The sequence below is a fragment of the Yersinia frederiksenii ATCC 33641 genome (genome assembly GCF_000754805.1).
Lineage (GTDB): Bacteria > Pseudomonadota > Gammaproteobacteria > Enterobacterales > Enterobacteriaceae > Yersinia > Yersinia frederiksenii.
In genome coordinates this window covers 1,353,904-1,374,376 of the sequence record NZ_KN150731.1, presented here as the reverse complement: position 1 = coordinate 1,374,376, position 20,473 = coordinate 1,353,904, and the positions used below count along the sequence as shown (strand labels likewise).

Below are 20,473 nucleotides of genomic sequence, written 5' to 3'. Positions count from 1 at the left end.
CTTCGATAGCATTCAAATCCAAATGTTATGCTGTTATTTAGCCGTAACGCTGGTTATTAATAAATTTTAACGCACAAAGATTGCATAAGTATGCCGCGGAAGTTACCATTCACCGCATCATTGGCTATTCAGATTTGGCGCATGAGTATTCAACTTAACGGAATTAACTGTTACTACGGCGTACACCAGGCGCTGTTCGACATTACATTAGACTGTCCTGCGGGCGAAACCTTGGTGCTATTAGGGCCAAGTGGTGCCGGTAAAAGCTCATTGCTGCGTGTACTTAACCTGCTGGAAATGCCTCGTTCAGGAACCTTGCAGATCGCCGGTAATCACTTCGACTTTACCCAGGCTCCGGGCGCAAAAGCTATCCGCGAATTACGCCAGAATGTGGGTATGGTCTTCCAGCAATATAATCTTTGGCCCCACTTGTCAGTGGTACAAAATCTGATTGAAGCCCCTTGCCGTGTGCTGGGTCTGTCAAAAGATGAAGCCATGGCACGGGCACAAAAATTACTGACCCGTCTGCGTTTGACTGATTTTGCTGATCGCTTCCCGCTGCACCTTTCTGGTGGTCAACAACAGCGAGTGGCGATTGCACGTGCATTAATGATGGAGCCACAGGTTTTGCTGTTTGACGAACCGACTGCAGCACTTGATCCAGAAATTACCGCGCAAATCGTCAGTATTATCCGTGAATTGGCCGGAACCGGTATTACCCAAGTGATTGTTACCCATGAGGTTGAAGTGGCCCGCAAAACGGCCAGCCGTGTGGTGTACATGGAAAATGGCCACATAGTGGAACAGGGTGATGCCAGCCACTTTGCACAACCAACAACTGAAGCTTTTGCCAGCTATCTGTCACATTGATATCTATTTGGGAATTTGCGATGAAAAAATTAATAATTGCTGCAGTCCTCGCCAGTATCAGCTTATCGGCCTCTGCCGCTGAAACTATTCGTTTCGCCGCTGAAGCAACTTATCCGCCGTTTGAATTTATTGATGCCAATAATAAAATGCAGGGCTTTGATATCGATCTGGCGAATGCCCTGTGTAAAGAGATGCAAGCCGAGTGTACCTTTACCAATCAGGCTTTCGACAGCTTGATCCCAAGCCTGAAATTCAAACGTTTTGATGCGGTTATCTCTGGGATGGACATCACCCCTGAGCGCCAGAAACAAGTAGCGTTCACTCAGCCTTACTATGAAAACTCTGCCTTGTTTATTGCAGAGAAAGGCAAAATCGCTGATTTAGCGGCGCTGAAAGGTAAACGTGTTGGTATGCAAAATGGCTCTACCCATCAAAAATTCCTGATGGAAAAACATCCTGAAATCACTGCCGTTCCTTATGACAGCTATCAGAATGCCATTCTTGATCTGAAAAATGGTCGTCTGGATGCCGTATTTGGTGACACTGCCGTGGTCAATGAGTGGCTGAAGCAGAACAACCAACTGGTAGCAGTGGGTGATAAAGTGACTGATGCTAACTATTTCGGTACCGGTTTAGGTATTGCGGTTCGTCAAAACAATACCGAACTACAGGGTAAGTTAGATGCTGCACTGGCGAAAGTTAAAGCAGATGGCACCTATCAGACAATTTATAAAAAATGGTTCCAGCAATAATTTAAGCACCCATGAATGAATTTCAACCTTTAGCAAGCGCCGCCGGCATGACCGTCGGCCTTGCCGTTTGTGCCTTGGTTCTCGGTCTGGTTCTGGCGATGCTGTTTGCCGTCTGTGAATCATCACGTTGGAAAGTGGTCAGCTATCTGACCACCGGCTGGGTCACCATTTTGCGCGGACTACCCGAGATACTGGTGGTCTTGTTTATCTATTTTGGCTCGTCTCAACTGCTGATGATGCTATCAGACGGCTTTACGTTGAATCTCTATCTGTTTGAGCTACCCATTAAGCTCAATATTGATGATTTCGAGGTCAGCCCGTTCTTGTGTGGTGTTATCGCTCTGGCCCTGCTCTATTCCGCTTATGCTTCGCAAACCTTACGCGGCGCACTGAAAGCGGTGCCAGTCGGGCAATGGGAGTCAGGTCAGGCGCTGGGTTTAAGTCAGGCCGCTATCTTCTTTCGCCTGATTATGCCGCAGATGTGGCGTCATGCCTTACCCGGCTTGGGTAACCAATGGCTGGTACTGCTGAAAGATACTGCGTTAGTGTCACTGATCAGTGTTAATGACTTGATGCTGCAAACCAAAAGCATTGCCACTCGAACACAAGAACCCTTCACTTGGTATGTTATTGCCGCAGCAATCTATCTGCTGGTTACCCTACTGAGCCAGTATGTACTCAAATGGATTGAACTCCGTACCACCCGTTTTGAGCGGAGCCCATCCTGATGTTGGAATACTTACCTGAGATTCTTAAAGGGCTGCATACCAGCCTGACATTAACCATCGCCTCATTGCTAGTGGCTTTGGTTCTATCGTTGATTTTCACGATTATTTTGACACTGAAGACCCCGATAGCGACCCAAGTGGTGAAGATTTACATCACTTTGTTTACCGGCACTCCGCTGTTAGTGCAGATTTTCCTGATTTATTATGGCCCCGGCCAGTTCCCGGCGATTCGGGAATTTCCGTGGCTATGGCATGTGCTATCGCAACCTTGGTTGTGCGCTATGATAGCACTCGCCCTGAACAGTGCGGCTTATACCACCTTGCTGTTCCACGGTGCCGTGCGCGCTATTCCGGCCGGTCAGTGGCAATCATGTGAAGCACTGGGGATGTCTAAGGCACAATCGTTGCGTATTCTGCTGCCTTATGCTTTCAAACGTGCACTATCCTCCTATTCCAACGAAGTGGTATTGGTGTTCAAAAGTACCTCATTGGCTTACACCATCACATTGATGGAGGTTATGGGTTACAGCCAATTGATGTATGGCCGTACCTATGACGTCATGGTCTTCGGTGCTGCGGGGATTGTTTACCTGTGTGTGAATGGCTTACTGACCCTGCTAATGCGGTTGGTGGAGCGCAAAGCATTGGCGTTTGAGCGGCGTAATTAGGGGGAAATTATCCCTAAGAGTTTGGACTCAGAGCTTGAACCAGGTGCTCAGTTCAGTTGTTAAAGCTTCACAGCTCATCTAATCTTGGATGAACCAACCGCCAAAGGGTGTGAGCGCACACCCTTGTGGAATCCTGCGCTTGCGCGAAATATTGCCCTGCGGATAAACCGCCTGCGTCTGGCGGGCATCCTCACCCGCCCACTCTACCCTCCATCCTGGTCAGCAATACTCCTGATTGCGCTCAACGGCAAAACCATGTTTTTGGGTTTTGATGTTAAAAGCACATTTGAGCAGCCGAGCGAAGAGAGTCGGCAAGGTAATCCGCCATGGACGGTGGATTGAGGCTACCGAAATTGAGTGAGCCATGAAGCTTTAACAACCGAACCGAACACCTAAATGTATATCAACCGAAATATCTCCCCTCCTCCTTTCTTCACAAAAATAAAAACTAAATTTTTAATCACATTACTTGCATATAAATTCATAAAATGGCAATGTAAATGCCATCAATCATCCGAATAAATCGCGATGAAGCATCACCAGTAATAATAAAATCAATAACTAATAACGTATTCTATTAAAAATATTCAGACAGGAGTTTAAGCATGAAAAAGCTACTATTGGCAACAATCTTAAGTGGTATGGTTTTCAGTGCGACTGCCGCAGAAACAATCCGTTTTGCCGCCTCAGCAACCTACCCACCGTTTGAATCTATCGGCACCAATAACGAAATTGTTGGCTTTGATATGGATTTGGCAAAAGCATTATGTAAGCAGATGGAAGCCAACTGTACTTTCACCAATCAGGCTTTTGATAGCTTGATTCCAGCGCTTAAATTCAAACGTTACGATGCCGTGATTTCCGGTATGGACATTACTCCTGAACGTAGCAAGCAAGTGACATTTACCCAGCCGTACTATGCAAACTCAGCCATTGTCATCGCCCCGAAAGGTAAATTCAGCTCTTTCGCTGACTTGAAAGGTAAGAAAATCGGCATGGAAAATGGCACCACTCATCAGAAATACTTGCAGGATAAGCACCCTGAAATTCAAACCGTAGCTTATGACAGTTACCAAAATGCCATTATCGACCTGAAAAATGGCCGTATTGATGGGGTATTCGGTGATACAGCAGTGGTCAATGAGTGGCTGAAAACCAACCCGAACCTGGCGTCAGTTGGCGAGCATGTGACTGATCCGCAGTACTTCGGTACTGGGCTGGGTATTGCCGTACGCCCAGAGAACACCGCACTGTTGGAAAAACTGAATAAAGCGATTGATGCAGTGAAAGCTGATGGGACTTATAAAGCCATCAATGATAAGTGGTTCCCTAACTGATCCACACGTTAATCAGTACCCAAAGTCATTGGAGTTGCAGATAGGTGGTCAGCTAACCCCCTGCGACTTCAAGGACTAAGGGTAAGTAAGGTTAGCACTTCATAATGGCTGGTATGCGGAAACATATCGAACAACTGCACCCGCTCAATACGGTAATCCGCTAATTGAGCAATATCTTTTGCCATTGTCTCGGCATTGCAGCTGGAATAGAGAATAAACTCAGGTGCCATCTGGCTAAGATAGCGACACAGTTCGGTGCCAATTCCGCGACGCGGCGGATTGACCAACACCAACTGTGGCACTTGTGCTTCAGCGGTGGCAAATCGGGTTGAATCCAGCGCGGCAAAATTAACGTTTTTTAGCCCTAACTGATCCGCTGACTGCCGCGCGCAAGCAATAGCTTCAGTGCTGATTTCAATCCCAGTCAATTGGGTCTCGGTGTCGGCACAATGTAAACCAAACCCGCCGACCCCACAGAACAAATCCCACATGCTATCAATATTCAGTTCACGCACCCACTGGCGGGCCGTGGCATATAGCGAGGCCGCCACTTGTGGATTGGTCTGGAAAAAACTTTGTGGCCGGATAAACAGCGGCACCTGATTGAATAATTCTGGCAACGCCTGCTGCTCGGTCAGTGCAATCTCCTGCTCCCCTTCCAAAATTGCCATATGCACCGGCTGAATATTGGCCGAGATAACCGCCAGTTGAGGCAATTGTTGCTGTAGCCACGGCAAAGCTGCTCGCAGTTGCGCCAGTTTAGCTTCAGAGCGCAGTACAAAACGCAGCATAAGTTCACCGCTATAGGTGCTTTCAGTCAATAGCAGGAACTTCAACTCCCCCCGTTTACGGGCCACGTTATAGGGCGTCAAACCTGCGCGGGCAATAAAGATTTTAAGCACCGCAAAAACAGGCGCGAAACTGGCGGGATAAAGTGGACAATCACACAAATCAACTGCCGACCCGTCGCGATGTAACATACCCAACAGTGGGCGTTCAACACTGCCACTGACTACCATTTTCGCTTTATTACGAAAAGCGCTTTCACGTCCGAATACCGGTTCCAGCCATTGAGCCACGGCGTGACCGAATAATAGACTCTCTAAATGATGTTGTTTGTCAGCCAGTTGCTGGGGATAAGGTTTATCCAGCCACTGACAGGAACGACAGCTACCCGCCGTATACTGTGCGCAATGCATTAATAATTGACCGTTATAATCTGAGACGTTAAATAATTTTCAGCCGAGGCTGTTGATGGGGATGGATTGTAGCATTGTGCCACGCTAAACACTCACTTTGACGCGCGGAAGTAGCGATGCCAAGGGAAGAATAACAAACCGATAATCACCACATCCGGGATTTTCTGTAGCAACAAGCTATGCAGGATTTCAGCGCCAGTATCCCCTTCAACACGGAAAACATCCACATCAAGGGATAACCAATCCAGCGACACCATCAATAAATAAACAATGACCAGTAACTGGCAGAGCAAATAAGACCATCGCGCCCAATTTTGCCGCAAGCAGACTGCGACGCCACACACAATCTCCAGTAGCAGCAGCAACACACTGGCAGTAAAGACGAAACCGGAACCCCAGGTTTGCAGACTTTCATCAATAAAACTGCCGGTGCCGCTCCAGCCCAACTCCGCCACCAACAGTACTACCCCGATAAAACGGGTCGCAATAATAGCCGTTCCGGCAATTAACACCGGCACCGGCGTAGTTGCCGCAGATGAAAACGCTGAGGATGAAAATAACGATCTCATATTGCCCTGTCGGTCTCCCTGTTCGGGTTTTGCAACCTGATGTTATCCTTGACAATAACGCCGCTGAAACGCGGCGTTATAAGATGATGAAAGCCTAACAGTTTTAAGACTAATCAGCTACGGGCAGCTTTACGTAATTCGCGCAATCGCTGTTTTTCCGCACGGGACATAAACCACCAGGCAATTAAACCGATAATCCCGACCACCAACAAGATAAGAGTCGCCAATGCATTTATCTCTGGATTAACCCCCATGCGCACACTGGAGAATACCAACATCGGTAAAGTGGTCGCGCCCGGCCCGGCAACAAAGCTGGCAATCACCAAGTCATCCAGCGATAAGGTAAAGGCCAGCAACCAACCGGAGATGAGCGCAGGTGCAATCATCGGCACGGTAATCACGAAGAAGACTTTTAATGGAGTTGCCCCCAAATCCATGGCCGCTTCTTCGATTGACCGATCCAACTCGCGCAAACGAGAGCTGATCACCACTGTCACATAGGCAGTACAGAACGTCACATGAGCCAGCCAGATGGTAAACATACCGCGCTCCGCCGGCCAGCCAATGGCGTGGCCCATAGCAACGAACAGCAACAACAGCGACAAACCGGTGATAACATCGGGCATAACCAGCGGTGCGGTCAGCATAAAAGCAAAGCCGGTAGAGCCGCGAAAACGCCCGAAACGCACCATAACCACTGCGGCTATGGTCCCCAGTACCACCGCCATCGTGGCAGATGCCGCGGCGATAGTCAGACTCAAGCCAACAGCAGATATCATCGCCGAGTCATTAAAAAGCTCGATATACCAACGGATTGACCACCCCGCCCACACGGTGACCAACTTTGAACTGTTAAACGAATAGATAACCAACATCAGCATCGGCGCATACAAGAATGTATAGCCGACAATCAGGATCACCCGGCGCCAGACCGAGCGCACTTCCGGTAGGTTATTCATACCGGGCCTCCTATCTCTTTATTCTGATGTTTGTGGAACCAGAGTATCGGCGCAATCAGCAACACCAACATCACCGTTGCTACCGCTGAGGCCACCGGCCAGTCACGGTTATTGAAGAACTCCTGCCACAAAATACGGCCAATCATGATGCTATCCGGCCCACCGAGCAGTTCAGGGATAACAAACTCACCGACCGCGGGAATAAAGACCAACATGGAACCGGCAACAATCCCCCCTTTGGTCAGCGGCACAATAACACTGACAAAGGTTTTAAATGGCTTCGCGCCCAAGTCCAATGCGGCTTCAACCAACGAATAATCCAGCCGGGTCAGCGCAGTATAGATAGGGAGCACCATAAAAGGCAGATAGGAATAGACCACACCAATATATACCGCCAGATTGGTGTGCAGAATAATCAGCGGCTGATCGATAATCCCAGTCCACAGCAGAAAGTTATTCAGAATGCCGTTGTTTTTCAGTATCCCCATCCAGGCATAAACTCGAATCAGGAACGATGTCCACGACGGTAAAATAACCAGCAGCAATAAGATATTTCGCGTGGATGATTTACTATGAGCAATCGCCCAAGCCAATGGATAGCCGATAATCAGGCAACACAATGTTGATACCGCCGCCACTTGCAGTGATTGCAGGTAAGCATCGATATACAGTGGATCATCAAGCAGTTGCAGATAGTTGCCAAGATTGAGCGAGATATCCAACTTACCGTCCAACCAGGTCACCAGGTCGGTATAAGGAGGAACTGCACGCGCCATCTCCGCCAGACTGATTTTAAACACAATCAGGAATGGCAACATAAACAACAGAAATAGCCACAAATAGGGCATAGCAATCACTAGCTTACGACCATGCAACATTTGGAAGCGCTGTATCAGTGCCTTAATTGGCCCGACTGTGCGGGTCGGTGGCTCGGCGACTCCACGGGTAGATTCTGGTATCACAATATTAAACTCCCAATACTATCAGCGACCCAAAATGATTAGCTGCCCAGAACGACACAGCTATCCGCATCCCAGCAAAGTTGCACTTCATCACCCCAAGTTGGCATCCCTTTACGGTAGCGATGGCCATTTTGTAGTTGCGCACTCAGCATCTGCCCACTGTGCAATTTCACGTGATAAATAGACAAATCGCCCAGATAGGCAATGTGTACCACTTCACCCACCGCAAAGTTACAACCATCTTCCGGCACCTGTTCACACAACATTACCTTTTCGGGGCGCAGGGCAACAAAAACGGGCACACCGTCAACCACTGAGGCATCGGAATCAACTTTCAACGGATGGCGTAAGCCGGGGCTATCAATGACTAACGCATCATCCAAACGCTCTTTTAGCACGCCTTCAAACACATTCACCGAACCGATGAACTCAGCACTGAATCTACTGTTTGGGTGTTCATAGATCTCTTCTGGCTCACCAATTTGCACAAACTTGCCACGGTTCATAATGGCAATGCGCCCGGCCATGGTCATCGCTTCTTCCTGGTCATGGGTCACCATGACGCAAGTGGCTCCCACACGCTCTAAGATATCCACCACTTCCAGTTGCATGCGGTCACGCAGCTTTTTATCTAACGCGCCCATTGGCTCATCTAGCAGCAGCAGTTTTGGCCGCTTTGCCAAACTGCGCGCCAGTGCCACTCGCTGACGCTGACCACCCGATAACTGGTGTGGCTTACGTTTGGCAAACTCTTGCATATGCACCAGTGTCAGCATTTCGGCTACCCGGCTTTTGATTTCATCAGCAGGGAGTTTGTCTTGCTTCAAACCAAAGGCGATATTTTGTTCAACAGTCATATGCGGGAATAAGGCATACGACTGGAACATCATGTTGATTGGGCGCTGATAAGGCGGCACATGCGACAAATCCTGCCCATCGAGCACTATCTGCCCCTGAGTCGGTTGTTCAAAACCGGCCAGCATACGCAACAGAGTGGATTTACCACAGCCTGAAGCCCCTAACAGCGCAAAAATCTCACCTTTATAGATAGTCAAATTGACATCATCTACCGCGGCCTGACCATCAAATGATTTGGTTAAATTGCGAATTTCCAGCAAAGGGGTAAACACCTTCTGGGATTTTGGCTGCGGGCGGGGAATTACATCATTCACTCAGCGTGCTCTCCGTAAAAGCAGAACAGGCCGCATTCAAGCTGCGGCACAATAAAAAAACAGGAACAGGAAGATACACTCCCTGTTCCTACCATGGTCTATTTTACTTTTTATCAATGGGTTAACAGTCATCAATAGATAACTGATTCACGCCAAGGATTTATTTACCACTTTTCACTTTGGTCCAGGCCCGGGTGATCACACGATCAATTTTCGGATCTTGTACTTTCAGTGTGAACATTTTGGCACGTACATCAGCTGGCGGGTAAATACCCGGATTATCACGAACTTCTGCGTTCACCAGTGGCGTCGCCGCTTGGTTGGCATTGGCATAGAACACGTGGTTACTGATATTCGCAATCACATCAGGGCGCATCAGGTAATTGAGGAACTGATATGCTTCATCCTGATTTTTGGCATCAGATGGCATCGCAAACACATCAAAGAAAGCTAATGCCCCTTCCTTTGGAATACTGTAAGCCACATTCACGCCATTTTTAGCTTCTTTGGCGCGATTAGAAGCCTGCATAACATCACCGGCCCAACCGACTGCAACGCAAATATCGCCGTTAGCCAAATCATTTATATATTGTGACGAGTGGAAATAGCGGATATTCGGCCGCAATTTCAGCAGTAAATCAGTGGCAGGACCGGTGTAATCACTGGCCTGAATACTGTTGGGATCTTTGCCTAAGTAATTGAGCACGGTGGCAAAAATCTCACTGGGTGCATCCAGGAAAGAGACGCCACAGCTTTTAAGCTTCTCAAGATTTTCGGGCTTCAATACCAAGTCCCAGCTATTAACTGGCACATCGGTGCCCAGTGCTGCTTTAACTTTTTCTACGTTATAGCCGATACCCGTTGTCGCCCACAGATAAGGAATCGCGTACTTATTCTCAGGATCGTGTTTGCTGACCAGCGCCAACAATTCGGGATCAAGATTTTTATAATTCGGTAATTTGCTTTTATCCAGCGGCTTAAATACGCCAGCAGACAATTGGCGTTCGAGGAAACTGGCAGATGGCACTACCAAGTCAAACCCGGTACTCCCCGCCATCAATTTACCTTCCAACACCTCGTTGGAGTCAAACACATCATAGACAACCTTAATGCCGGTCTCTTTTTGAAAATTAGCCAGCGTATCCGGCGCGATATAATCGGACCAGTTGTAAACGTGCAGTGTTTTTTCCTCAGCAGATGCTGAGACGGACGCGGCCATTAATAGGCCAGCAGCAACACCCGATAACCACTTTTTACGTTGGGTGAACATCCGTTAACTCCTCCAAAATAGGGGGTGAGGTCGTACGCAAATTTGTATCCGATGGGATACAACACCTTTGGCCTGCCGAGTGCGATTGCCACAAACACCAGATGCATGACTATGCACGGTGTGTGATTATTAACCTAACAAGAATAATCACTGATATTGCGGAAGAATATTATGCTCTTTGCAGAAACAGCAGCATAACCGCAGTTCGCAATTCACACCATACTCTAGGGTAAAAAACGCCTTTTATCGATTTTTTATGCATTTTCTATCTATGTAATGCGCCACTAACGGTATAAACGGCGACAAATATCTGGCAAAGGAGGGTAAAAAGCAGAATATCTTATGGTTTCTAAGGGGAATAGTAGTGTGCCACTGATGACCAGCAGCACGCTGATGATTAATATGAGGCGGCAATTAATGAATTACGGGATAAGCGGTGGCAGTTTGTGGTAACTCATCATCGTCACTGTTGCCAATAAATAGCAAATCATTGGCGCGTGCTTCCAGAATAATCATTGAGATCTGTTCTTCGCACTGCTGCATAAAGTAGCCAAATTGGGCAAATGTCACCCCAACTTCTATTGTCAGCGACTGGCAGACAATCAGTTTGGGCAAATTATCATCCTGAATATCAATAAAGGCTTTCACCGTCAGTGAACTGGCGTTAATTTGGCTGAGATCTGCCACTAATGGGATCAATGCTGTCGGCCGAATCTCTGCCAGAGCAGAGAACAGAATGACGTTATCAACCAAATCAACTTTGGCATCAAACACCCCTTCAAAATTTTGCATATGCGGCAAATGCAGGGCCTGGCAGGAATCGCATTCAAAAAATGAGATACCGAGCTGATCCAGCCAACGCCGTAATAAGGCTAAATCCGGGACGATGAGTGAATCCATAACTACCTACCTCACGATTCTCATAATACGAAAAGTGGCATAGCTTACGGAATATTGGTCGCTAGCGCCACTTCAATCCCGGCTAAATTTGATGCCCTAAAGGAGACCTGGTCATAACCTTACTCAGATTTGTTCTCTTTTTTGATTCGTTCTTCATCTAACTCTTTCTTGGATTGTGGTTTGGATATCCTATCTGCACTGCCTAATAATGGCCCAAAACCACTGGCAACCCGCCAAACAATATAGGCGGCTGCCGGTAACATCAGGCCGATTCCGACAAAAATCATAATAATCGCAACAGTGGGTGTTCCCATCGAACCAGGCAATGACACGAAGTCATTAATACTGAGATAGGCAACAACCAGTAATACCATCCCCAACACTTCTGAAATGATCACAATGCGGGGCATATCTCCTAGCGAGCGCATCTTTACCTCCGATAAGCTCAATAACAACTTTGATTCAGTGTATTGAATCACCACTGTTTGTAACAGTATCAATAAGCAAATAGGTAAGATTAATCAGACTAACAGGTAATTCCTGCTTTTTTTTCACGCCCCCAAGGGGCATAGTAGACCCCAGTGAGAGTAAGTAATACGCTAAAAGTCATTTAACAGTTGAATATATCAGTAACTGTTGACGAAGTGATTATCTCAATTTAATCAAGGAGTTCTACATGTTTGCTGTGATTTTTGGGCGTCCTGGATGTCCTTACTGTGTTCGTGCCAAAGAATTGGCGGAAAAGTTGGAAACTGAACGCGACGATTTTAAATTCCGTTACATCGATATTCATGCGGAAGGTATTACCAAAGCTGACCTGGAAAAAACAGTCGGCAAGCCAGTAGAAACCGTGCCACAAATCTTTATCGATGAAAAACACATTGGCGGTTGCACCGATTTTGAAGCTTACGCTAAACAAAATCTGAGCCTGTTCCAATAATCCGGTTAGCAACCAACCGAAGTTTTCTATACTAATATGGTTTTTCTGTCAATTTTGGTTGGTTTTATCCGATAAAGGGTGTTTAACACCCTTTTTTATTTCCTGTTATTTATCTCATTACAGCAAAAATATCGTCCCCAAGCCGCCCTTCGCTCACTATTGATAGCATATCAGCCCAATTTTAACTCGTAATCAAGCACATCTATCTGGCCATACCAAACTTCCTGCTTACTACTGGCTGTCTCGCAACAGACAGATTAGAATAAGCCCCGCTATTGCCAATATTTATTTCTTGTTTGGCGATAATATTTTTGAATTTAAAGATATGTGTCGCTCTAACGTTAGATTGAGGGCGAGTGCATGGTAAATCATCGTCATCCGAGCTAAATAGAAAGTCATACTAGTGAATATAAACGTCGCAAATTTGTTAAACGGCAACTACATCTTGCTGTTATTCGTAGTTTTAGCACTGGGATTATGCCTGGGCAAACTGCGGCTGGGTCCCATCCAATTAGGTAACGCTATCGGTGTGTTGGTGGTCTCACTGTTGCTTGGGCAACAGCATTTCACTATCAATACAGAAGCGCTAAATCTGGGCTTTATGCTTTTTATTTTTTGTGTCGGTGTCGAAGCTGGCCCAAACTTTTTCTCTATTTTCTTCCGCGACGGTAAAAACTACCTGATGCTCGCCTTGGTCATGGTGGGCAGTGCCATGATTCTGGCTCTGGGTCTGGGTAAGTTATTTGGCTGGGATATTGGTCTGACGGCCGGTATGCTCGCGGGTTCAATGACATCGACGCCTGTCTTGGTGGGGGCTGGCGACACACTGCGCCATACCATCGCCAATAATCCGGCCCTACAGCATGCCCAAGATAATCTGAGCCTCGGCTATGCCCTGACCTACCTGATTGGGTTGGTTAGCCTGATTTTAGGTGCCCGCTATCTCCCTAAACTTCAGCATCAAGACTTACCGACCAGTGCTCAGCAAATTGCGCGCGAACGTGGCCTTGATACCGACAGTCAACGTAAAGTTTATTTGCCGGTGATTCGTGCCTATCGTGTTGGCCCTGAACTGGTGGCTTGGGCTGATGGCAAAAATCTACGTGAGTTAGGCATCTATCGTCAAACTGGCTGTTATATCGAGAGAATTCGCCGTAATGGTATTCTGGCAAACCCTGATGGCGACGCGGTGCTGCAAGTGGGTGATGAAATCTCGCTGGTAGGTTATCCCGATGCTCACTCACGTCTTGACCCCAGTTTCCGTAATGGGAAAGAGGTCTTTGACCGTGACCTGCTGGACATGCGCATTGTGACTGAAGAGATTGTGGTCAAAAACAGCAATGCGGTGGGCAAACGTCTGAGTCATTTAAAACTAACCGACCACGGCTGTTTCCTTAACCGGGTGATCCGCAGCCAAATCGAAATGCCCATTGATGACAATGTGGTATTGAATAAAGGCGATGTATTGCAAGTCAGCGGCGATGCCCGCCGAGTGAAAAGCGTGGCCGAAAAGATTGGCTTTATCTCCATTCACAGTCAAGTTACCGACTTGCTGGCTTTCTGCGCCTTCTTTATTTTGGGATTAATGATTGGCCTGATTACCTTCCAATTCAGTAATTTTAGCTTCGGTATTGGTAATGCTGCCGGATTATTAATGGCAGGCATCATGCTTGGCTTTTTGCGGGCGAATCATCCGACTTTCGGCTATATCCCGCAAGGGGCACTAAATATGGTGAAAGAATTCGGGCTGATGGTCTTTATGGCCGGTGTCGGGCTAAGCGCCGGTGGGGGAATTAATAGTAGTCTGGGAGCCGTTGGCGGGCAGATGCTAATATCGGGCCTGATAGTCAGTCTGGTGCCAGTGGTTATCTGCTTTATCTTTGGCGCTTATGTATTACGTATGAACCGCGCTCTGCTCTTCGGAGCAATAATGGGGGCGAGGACATGCGCTCCCGCCATGGATATTATCAGTGATACCGCCCGCAGTAATATCCCAGCGCTAGGCTACGCAGGAACTTATGCCATCGCGAACGTATTACTGACGTTAGCTGGTTCATTAATCGTCATTGTCTGGCCGGGTGTATTAGGCTAGGGTAAGAAAAAGTGCATTTAAGATAAAACTAAACATTATTTTATACTTTTTTCATTTGCCCAGAACTTTCTTACCAAGCAGGGGTCTGAATTAGTGCCACTGCTTTTCTTTGATGTCCCCATATTGAGGAGCCCGATAGTCCCGCCTTCTTAGGTTCAAGACTAATCGGGTTTTTTCTTGCCTGAAATTTGAGTCCCGCTGTAATTCCCTTCTCATATCAGCTCTTAAGGCTTTCTTAAGACAAAATAAACACAATATTAGCATCACAACCTCTGCTTCAGGCCATTTCGTGAAGACCAACAAACTGCCCACTCAATCAAACCCCACTGTGCCTATATTAAATAATACCTCAACGGTACAGATAATTAGGACAAAGTCCCTTTACTCACTGCCGTTATCCTTTTATTTTTGGCAGGTTTTTGGGTTGTTGATCAGCGGATTGCTGTTTCTCTGGTTATCCCGCGACGAACAGTTGGATTGGTTTATCAGTAATTACTGGTTTGACCCGATCGACCAACATTTTCCATGGGAGAATAATTACTGGCTGGATTTACTCAACCACCGGTTACTGAAACTGAGCATTATCAGTGCGGCTATTATCGCATTGATGTGGGGTATTTATCGGCGTAATGGTCGCTTGGTGACCACCATGTTGCTGCTGGGTATCGGTCCATTGGTGATCGGTATGCTAAAAGCTACTAGCGCGCACTCCTGCCCTTGGGATCTAGTGGAGTATGGCGGTAAATCTCTGAACTACGTGCTGATGGGAACGGCGCCGATCGGTGCAGGCCCCGGCCACTGCTTCCCTGGGGGCCATGCATCCAGTGGTTTTGCAATAATGGCTCTGTTTTTCTTGTTTTACCCAGAGCGGCCGCGATTGGCCACACTGTGTTGGTTTGTTGGAGTCGGCCTTGGCATGTTGATGGGATTTGGTCAAATTATGCGTGGGGCGCATTTTCTTAGCCACAACCTGTGGGCGGGTTGGTGGGTATGGCTCAGCCAGTTGGCTGTGTTTGGGATGATTAGCGGTTTTTACCGCCGCGATAAAGGTACAGAATGATGGAACAAATGAATTACTTTTTCTTTTCCATGATAAATGCAACTCCAGCATCACCATCATGGATAATTTCTTTTGCGACTTTTATCGCACGCGATCTGATTATGATTATCCCTATTTTGCTCGTCGGGCTGTGGTTGTGGGGGCCGAAAAACACCATGGATATGCAGCGCACAATGGTCACTAAAGCCGCCATTGCACTGGCATTCTCCATGCTCTCAGCCGCCTGTATTGGCATGCTTATCCCCCATGACCGGCCTTTTGTTGTGGGTTTTGGCTATAACTTTATGCCGCACTCACCGGACAGTTCTTTCCCAAGTGATCACGGTACCGCTATTTTTACCGTGGCCTTAGCTTTTGTTTTCTGGCACAAACTCTGGTCGGCAGTCAGCATGATGACCGTGGCTATTGCCATTGCCTGGTCACGCATTTATCTGGGTGTTCATTGGCCATTAGATATGGTGGGAGCCTTCCTGTTAGGGATTGTCGGCTGTTTGTTCGCACAACTGGTGTGGAATTTATTCGGGGAAGCTATCTCGAATGGTATGCAGCGCCTTTATCACTTGAGTTTTGCCTTACCGATCAGTAAAGGATGGGTCAGAAGCTAATCCTCCTCACGTAACTTATCTCACATTGCCGGTAAGCGAAAAGACCGGCAATCTTTCTCGTCAGAAATACCGTCCTATTTAAAACCAATAAAATTCAATCAGATGCGTTTAAATTAAATGTATCTGCTGTCTATTTAACCCCCACAAATGTAATTAAAATAACAAAACAAAATCTAAAACAGTCATATTTGTGATAATTACCTTTGTTTTTTCTTTTAAATGTTACTATTATAACAATAGAGCCAACTTATAGATAAACAAAAGGATAATAATCATGACGATCAATTACGCTAGCTACATTGACCATACCCTACTGGCAATGGACGCCACTGAAGCCCAAATCATTAAGCTGTGTGAAGAAGCTAAACAGCATCATTTCTATACTGTATGTGTTAACTCTGGGTATGTTCCCCTGGCAGCGCAGCAACTGGCGGGTAGCCCAGTAAAAGTATGTTCAGTGATTGGGTTCCCTCTGGGGGCAGGTCTGACCGAAGCAAAAGCCTTTGAAGCTCAAGCTGCTATCAAGGCTGGCGCACAAGAGATTGATATGGTTATCAATGTTGGCTGGTTAAAAAGTGGCAAAATTGATGAGGTTAAAGCCGATATCAAGGCTGTGCGTGATAATTGCGGCGCTACACCGTTGAAGGTAATATTAGAAACTTGCCTGCTTAGCGATGCACAGATTGTACAAGTTTGTGATATCTGCCGTGAGCTTGACGTCGCTTTTGTTAAAACTTCAACGGGTTTCAGCACCGGTGGCGCGAAAGAAGAACATGTAAAATTGATGCGTGCCACTGTCGGCCCGGTCATGGGTGTTAAGGCATCCGGTGCTGTTCGAGATAAAGCAACTGCGGAAACCATGATTAAAGCAGGGGCAACACGAATTGGCACCAGTTCAGGAGTGGCCATCGTTTCAGGCCAGTCAGTCTCCGCATCAAGCTATTAAATTATTGTAAGCCCGGTAATTGCCGGGCTTAATTATTACCATCGACTGTTTAACTCTATTTTTATCTTGCAACAGCTTGTTTTAGATTGCATTACAAAGAGTTGTACGCAATATTTGGTTTTGAAAATAACTTGTCAGGAATAGCTTATGGAAACTCGCCGTGCTGAACGAATTAATAAACTGACGCAGGCTCTTAAGCGTTCCGACAAAATCCATCTGAAAGATGCCGCCAATCTGTTGCGAGTGTCTGAAATGACCATTCGCCGGGACCTCAGCGCTGAACCGACTGCCGTCATTTTGTTGGGTGGTTACGTGGTGATGGACCCAAAAAGTAATAATGCCAATAACTATTTTGTTTCTGACCAACAAGCTAAGCAGGTGGAAGAAAAACGCCGAATCGGCCAGTTGGCAGCACGTCTTATTGCTGAAAATGACACTGTTTTTTTTGACTGCGGTACCACAATTCCATCAATCATTGACGAGATAGATGAAGAACTGTCATTTACTGCCATTTGCTACTCCCTCAACACGTTCCTTTCCTTACAAGATAAACCTAACTGTAAAGTGATCCTGTGTGGTGGTGAGTTCAAACCGAATAACTACATTTTCACCCCTATCAGTCAGCATAATGAACTAGATAATGCCTGCCCGAATAAAGCTTTTATCTCCGCGGCGGGTGTTTCAATTGAGTATGGCGCAACTTGTTTTAACTTCGACGAGATCCTACTCAAGCACCGAGCTATTGCCAAATCCCAGCATAAAATTCTGGTCGCTGACCACAGTAAGTTTGGCAAAATAAAACCTGCCAGCATTGGCACACTGACCCTGTTTGATGCATTGGTGACTGATCGCCAACCTGATGATGAATTCAGCCAATTCTTGTTACAACACGGTATTAAAACCTACTGTTAAGCCCGCACGCCCTGCCCCACTGACCATTCCCTCTGCTAATGAGAGGTGTGCTATGCGCACTATCTCGTTGGCATGGGAGATTTGCCGCTCTAAATACTGATTTTGTCGCTAGTCGACAGATCGTCTTGATTACATAGCAAAAATCTTAATTGTGTAAATATTGGATGAATACGTTGGAGGTGTATTATCTAAAAAACGTATTATATTTAAGCAAAACAAGCCAACAGGTAATAACCATATTTTAATTGTGCTTAATATGGCTTTTAATCCATAAAAATTTTAAAACACAATTTCATTCCATAATTAAGTGCTAGTAATCGCTGAGTTTAAGGTAAATTAATTTAACATTTGCCATTCTTTTAATACATCTGAGCCAAGAAATAGCATCAGTTATATTGTCAGACAAATTGCGACGGCAAAATTTCATATGACAAATAAATCATGGAATGCAAATAGTCACTCGCTGACTTATTTAATCCAACAATAAACCTCCCCTTTCACTTTATTTAAGTGCTTATATTACCGCCAGTTATCAGCGCCTATACTGGTAACAATAAAAATATAAAACAAATTAAAATCAATGAGTTATAATTATTCGTATATTTTACATTAATGATATTCATCAATAAATCAGTGAATAACTTGATTTTCACTAGATTCATCAGCGTGGTTAAAATATATTTCCCACCAAGATAGAGGGAATGAAAAATTGATTGTTTATTTATTGAACAGTGTGAGAAATGCTTATTTATTAGCCCTAGTGATAAAATATAAACATTAATATAACAATCAGATGTAAATTCGTAACAAATGATCGCCGACGAGTTTATTGAGCATTTGAGAGCAGGATCACGGTAGTTTTCACTACAAATCGCTATCTTGCCGCCAGCAAAAACTAGGGTTCTTATCAGAACAATAAGAATATCCGATAAAACGAATTCACACGCTGATAATCGGTTAAATTTTGCACTTTAACTTTTAGGTATAACACACGACTACGGCACCAAGTAATAACCAGGGCACTCATTTTAAACAAATCGTTTTGACTGAATTTTTCACCTGATAATGTCGCTAAATAAAGCATTACAGGAACCTAACTTTCGGTTCTTAATTTTAAATTAACGTGTTCACTATGGAGATTTTTCATGGACACTACTCAAGTAGGCACTATTGCCTCCACGGGAAAAGTTTCATCAAGTACATGGCGTAAAACCGACACCATGTGGATGTTGGGCCTATATGGCACAGCAATCGGTGCTGGCGTACTGTTTCTGCCAATCAATGCGGGTATCGGTGGCCTTCTGCCGCTTATTGTTATGGCTATCATCGCTTTCCCGATGACTTTCTATGCACACCGCGGTCTGTGCCGCTTTGTGCTGTCAGGTAAAAATCCGGGTGAAGACATTACCGAAGTGGTTGAAGAACATTTTGGTAAAGGCGCAGGTAAACTGATTACTCTGCTTTACTTCTTCGCAATCTACCCAATCTTGTTGGTTTACAGTGTGGCGATTACCAACACTGTTGATAGCTTCATCACACATCAGATGCATCTGCCATCACCACCACGTGCCATTTTGTCGTTGATTCTGATCATCGGCCTGATGACTATCGTGCGTTTTGGTGAGCATGCCATTGTGAAAGCAATGAGTATTCTGGTATTCCCATTTGTTGCCGTATTGATGCTGTTGGCGGTCTATCTGATCCCTAACTGGTCAGGTGCAATATTTGAACATGTATCAATGGATGGCAATGGTACCGGCAGTGGCCTGTGGATGACCTTGTGGCTGGTAATTCCAGTGATGGTATTCTCGTTCAACCACTCCCCGATCATTTCTGCCTTTGCGGTAGCAAAACGTGAAGAATACGGTGTAGATGCAGAGAAAAAATGTTCCCGCATTTTGGCTTTTGCTCACATCATGATGGTTGTTACGGTGATGTTCTTCGTATTCAGCTGCGTGCTGAGCCTGTCTCCGGCAGATTTGGCCGAAGCCAAAAGCCAGAACATCTCCATTCTGTCTTACCTGGCTAACCACTTTAATACCCCAATGATTGCCTACATGGCGCCAGTCATTGCCTTTATCGCTATCACCAAATCTTTCCTGGGTCACTACTTAGGCGCACGTGAAGGCTTTAACGGCATGATTATCAAGTCGCTGCGTAGCAAAGGCAAAGCCATCAATCATGACAAACTGAACCGTATTACTGCGTTGTTCATGTTGGTAACAACCTGGATCGTAGCAACCATGAACCCAAGCATCTTGGGCATGATTGAAACATTGGGTGGCCCAATCATCGCAATGCTGCTGTTCCTGATGCCAATGTATGCCATCCATAAAGTTCCTGCGATGCGTAAATACAGCGGTCACATCAGCAACGTATTCGTCGTCATTATGGGCCTCATTGCTATCTCTGCAATCTTGTTCAGCCTGTTTGGTAAATGATTCTGAGGCTGGCCAGTGCCCACGGCCAGCTCATAACCATCATCTGACTGTGTAAATTGTTTCAAAAGCCGGTGCGTCCGCGCCGGCTCTC

General features: G+C 46.1%; 21 protein-coding genes. 13 read left to right on the top strand and 8 right to left on the bottom strand.

Annotated elements, in window-relative coordinates; all coding sequences use genetic code 11:
* Nucleotides 1-141: 141 nt before the first annotated feature.
* The 6 genes from artP (at nucleotide 142) to DJ58_RS15560 (ending at nucleotide 4,355) form a co-directional block, all read left to right on the top strand.
* Entirely contained in the window at nucleotides 142-870 is a 729-nt protein-coding gene (artP, locus tag DJ58_RS15540; RefSeq protein WP_032911530.1) for an arginine ABC transporter ATP-binding protein ArtP, read from the top strand.
* 20 nt (nucleotides 871-890) lie between these two features.
* Nucleotides 891-1,622: an arginine ABC transporter substrate-binding protein gene (gene artJ, locus DJ58_RS15545; protein ID WP_004710740.1), complete on the top strand. Its 732-nt coding sequence runs from the start codon at nucleotides 891-893 to the stop codon at nucleotides 1,620-1,622.
* 11 nt (nucleotides 1,623-1,633) lie between these two features.
* Nucleotides 1,634-2,350 (top strand): arginine ABC transporter permease ArtQ, encoded by a 717-nt coding sequence (gene artQ, locus DJ58_RS15550; protein ID WP_004710742.1) that lies wholly within the window; start codon nucleotides 1,634-1,636, stop codon nucleotides 2,348-2,350.
* Entirely contained in the window at nucleotides 2,350-3,018 is a 669-nt protein-coding gene (gene artM / locus DJ58_RS15555; RefSeq protein WP_032911500.1) for an arginine ABC transporter permease ArtM, read from the top strand. The genes artQ and artM overlap by 1 nt, the downstream gene beginning before the upstream one ends.
* Before the next feature lie 84 nt (nucleotides 3,019-3,102).
* Nucleotides 3,103-3,360, top strand: coding sequence for a hypothetical protein (locus DJ58_RS0121655; RefSeq protein ID WP_004710744.1), 258 nt, complete (start codon nucleotides 3,103-3,105; stop codon nucleotides 3,358-3,360).
* A gap of 263 nt (nucleotides 3,361-3,623) precedes the next feature.
* The gene (locus tag DJ58_RS15560) at nucleotides 3,624-4,355 is read left to right on the top strand and encodes an arginine ABC transporter substrate-binding protein (RefSeq protein WP_004710746.1); all 732 of its coding nucleotides are present in this window, start codon (nucleotides 3,624-3,626) and stop codon (nucleotides 4,353-4,355) included.
* A 68-nt stretch (nucleotides 4,356-4,423) separates the two neighbouring features.
* Here DJ58_RS15560 and rlmC read toward each other — a convergent pair whose 3' ends face one another.
* From rlmC to DJ58_RS15600, 8 genes are all read right to left on the bottom strand, one after another.
* Nucleotides 4,424-5,554 carry a 23S rRNA (uracil(747)-C(5))-methyltransferase RlmC gene (gene rlmC, locus DJ58_RS15565; RefSeq protein ID WP_004710748.1) on the bottom strand — a complete coding sequence of 377 codons (1,131 nt, stop codon included), beginning with the start codon at nucleotides 5,552-5,554 and terminating at the stop codon, nucleotides 4,424-4,426.
* Between the two features lie 92 nt (nucleotides 5,555-5,646).
* On the bottom strand, nucleotides 5,647-6,123 hold the full coding sequence (locus tag DJ58_RS15570; protein ID WP_032911501.1) for a YbjO family protein: 477 nt from the start codon (nucleotides 6,121-6,123) through the stop codon (nucleotides 5,647-5,649).
* A gap of 113 nt (nucleotides 6,124-6,236) precedes the next feature.
* The gene (gene potI / locus DJ58_RS15575; RefSeq protein ID WP_032911502.1) at nucleotides 6,237-7,082 is read right to left on the bottom strand and encodes a putrescine ABC transporter permease PotI; all 846 of its coding nucleotides are present in this window, start codon (nucleotides 7,080-7,082) and stop codon (nucleotides 6,237-6,239) included.
* Nucleotides 7,079-8,044, bottom strand: coding sequence for a putrescine ABC transporter permease PotH (gene potH, locus DJ58_RS15580; RefSeq protein ID WP_004710754.1), 966 nt, complete (start codon nucleotides 8,042-8,044; stop codon nucleotides 7,079-7,081). Before potH ends, potI begins: the two co-directional genes overlap by 4 nt.
* Before the next feature lie 38 nt (nucleotides 8,045-8,082).
* Nucleotides 8,083-9,216 (bottom strand): putrescine ABC transporter ATP-binding subunit PotG, encoded by a 1,134-nt coding sequence (potG, locus tag DJ58_RS15585; protein ID WP_032911503.1) that lies wholly within the window; start codon nucleotides 9,214-9,216, stop codon nucleotides 8,083-8,085.
* Between the two features lie 160 nt (nucleotides 9,217-9,376).
* A complete protein-coding gene (gene potF, locus DJ58_RS15590; protein ID WP_004710758.1) occupies nucleotides 9,377-10,486 on the bottom strand; it encodes a spermidine/putrescine ABC transporter substrate-binding protein PotF in 1,110 nt (369 codons plus the stop codon).
* Nucleotides 10,487-10,900: 414 nt separating this feature from the next.
* The gene (locus DJ58_RS15595) at nucleotides 10,901-11,386 is read right to left on the bottom strand and encodes a type III secretion system chaperone family protein (protein ID WP_004710760.1); all 486 of its coding nucleotides are present in this window, start codon (nucleotides 11,384-11,386) and stop codon (nucleotides 10,901-10,903) included.
* Nucleotides 11,387-11,505: 119 nt separating this feature from the next.
* Entirely contained in the window at nucleotides 11,506-11,814 is a 309-nt protein-coding gene (locus DJ58_RS15600; RefSeq protein WP_032911504.1) for a YbjC family protein, read from the bottom strand.
* 248 nt (nucleotides 11,815-12,062) lie between these two features.
* On the opposite strand from DJ58_RS15600, the gene DJ58_RS15605 reads away from it, so the two are divergent.
* From DJ58_RS15605 to DJ58_RS15635, 7 genes are all read left to right on the top strand, one after another.
* The gene (locus DJ58_RS15605) at nucleotides 12,063-12,326 is read left to right on the top strand and encodes a GrxA family glutaredoxin (protein WP_004710767.1); all 264 of its coding nucleotides are present in this window, start codon (nucleotides 12,063-12,065) and stop codon (nucleotides 12,324-12,326) included.
* Between the two features lie 403 nt (nucleotides 12,327-12,729).
* Nucleotides 12,730-14,418 (top strand): aspartate:alanine antiporter, encoded by a 1,689-nt coding sequence (locus DJ58_RS15610; RefSeq protein ID WP_032911505.1) that lies wholly within the window; start codon nucleotides 12,730-12,732, stop codon nucleotides 14,416-14,418.
* 388 nt (nucleotides 14,419-14,806) lie between these two features.
* A complete protein-coding gene (locus tag DJ58_RS15615; RefSeq protein ID WP_032911531.1) occupies nucleotides 14,807-15,478 on the top strand; it encodes a phosphatase PAP2 family protein in 672 nt (223 codons plus the stop codon).
* Complete coding sequence (gene ybjG / locus DJ58_RS15620; protein WP_161598511.1) at nucleotides 15,478-16,083, top strand: undecaprenyl-diphosphate phosphatase; 606 nt, start codon at nucleotides 15,478-15,480, stop codon at nucleotides 16,081-16,083. Before DJ58_RS15615 ends, ybjG begins: the two co-directional genes overlap by 1 nt.
* 274 nt (nucleotides 16,084-16,357) lie before the next feature.
* Nucleotides 16,358-17,029, top strand: coding sequence for a deoxyribose-phosphate aldolase (gene deoC, locus DJ58_RS15625; protein WP_004710777.1), 672 nt, complete (start codon nucleotides 16,358-16,360; stop codon nucleotides 17,027-17,029).
* Nucleotides 17,030-17,176: 147 nt separating this feature from the next.
* Entirely contained in the window at nucleotides 17,177-17,941 is a 765-nt protein-coding gene (gene deoR, locus DJ58_RS15630; protein ID WP_004710779.1) for a DNA-binding transcriptional repressor DeoR, read from the top strand.
* A 1,145-nt stretch (nucleotides 17,942-19,086) separates the two neighbouring features.
* Entirely contained in the window at nucleotides 19,087-20,382 is a 1,296-nt protein-coding gene (locus DJ58_RS15635; protein ID WP_004710787.1) for an HAAAP family serine/threonine permease, read from the top strand.
* Nucleotides 20,383-20,473 lie beyond the last annotated feature (91 nt).